Origin of the sequence: Actinotalea sp. C106, assembly GCF_023630195.1 — a bacterium.
In the GTDB taxonomy this organism is placed as follows: Bacteria; Actinomycetota; Actinomycetes; order Actinomycetales; family Cellulomonadaceae; genus Actinotalea.
The window spans coordinates 1-1,343 of the sequence record NZ_JALPKN010000498.1 but is presented as its reverse complement, the minus strand read 5'-3'; the positions used below and the strand labels follow the sequence as shown (position 1 = coordinate 1,343).

Genomic DNA, 1,343 nt, shown 5'->3' with positions numbered 1-1,343 from the left:
GGTGCCGGAGCGGCCCGCCGCCACGGCAGGGTCGTCCGTGCCGCCCTCCGCCGCGAGGTCGTCCCCGGTGGGGTCCGTGCCGGTGCCCTCGTCGGGGTCGACCGTCGCCTCGGCGCCAGGCTCCTCGATACCGGCGTCCGTCCCGGCCTCCGACCCGGGCGTCGCGTCCGCCAGATCGCTCGGGACGGCATCCTCGTGCTCGTCGGGCGAGTCCTCACGGGTGGGCTCGGGCACGAGCCCCTCGACCGGGGTGTCGTCCTGCGGCACCTCCTGGTCGCCAGCCCCGTCGACGTCCTCGGCCTGGGCGATCTCGGGTGCGGGGGGAGAGGTGACCTCGGGCAGCGAGGCCGCGAACCTGGCCTCGACGTCGTCGGCCCGCTCGAGCACGAGTCGCGAGGGCATCGGGTCGTGGCCGAGGAGGTTCCGCAGCTCGTCGAGGTAGGACGTGATCGACTCGCGCTGACGGTTGAGGTCCTCGACCTGCCGCTGAGCCGTGGTGCGCTCCCGCTCGGCCTCGGTCATCGCCTCGGAGAGGGTCTTCTCGGCGTGCTCGCGAGCCTCGGCGACCACCCGGTCGGCGTTCCGTCGGGCGTTGGAGAGCAGGTCCTTGGCGTGGGCGTCGGCGTCCTTGCGGATCTTCTCGGCCTGCTCGAGGGCGTTGGCCACCCGCTGCTCGGCCTCGGTGGCGTGGGCCTCGGCGTCCGAGACCAGGCGCTCGGTCTCGGCACGGGCCGCTTCGTGACGTTCGGCATCGGCCCGCTCGGCCGCCTCACGGCGGGTCGCGATGTCGACCTCGGCGTCGGCCTGCAGGCGTCGGACCTCCTCGCGGCGGGTCTCGGCCTCGGTGGTCGCCTCGCCCGTCATCTCGGCCGCGCGACGGCGCGCCTCGGTGAGCACCCGCTCGGTGTCGAGACGGGTCTGCTCGCGCAGCTCGGTGGTCTCGCGCTCGGCGGTGGTGCGGAGCTCGTTCACCTCGCGTGCTGCGCTGGTCCGCAGCTCGGTGGTCTCGCGCTCGGCGGTGGTGCGGAGCTCGGTGACCTCACGCTCGGTCGAGCTGCGCAGGTGCGTGGTGTCCCGCTCGGCGCTCTCGCGCTGCTCGGCGGTCTCCCTCTCGGCGGTAGCACGGAGCTCGCTGGCGTACTCCTCGGCCTCGGCCCGCAGCTCGGACAGCTCCTGAGCCAGGGCCGCGCGTGCGCTGCTGACCTCGTCCGCCACGACGGAGCGCTGCTCGGCGACCTCGCGGTCGGCCGTGGCCCGGACGAAGGCTGCGTACTGGTCGGCCTCGGCCCGCAGGGCGGTGACCTCGGTCTCGGCCCGTTGCGCTGTCGCCCGGGCGTCGCGCT

General features: G+C 74.8%; 1 pseudogene. It reads right to left on the bottom strand.

The annotated features are described in order from the left end of the window. Positions 1-1,343: pseudogene (locus L0B03_RS17980) on the bottom strand (hypothetical protein); the annotation flags it as partial.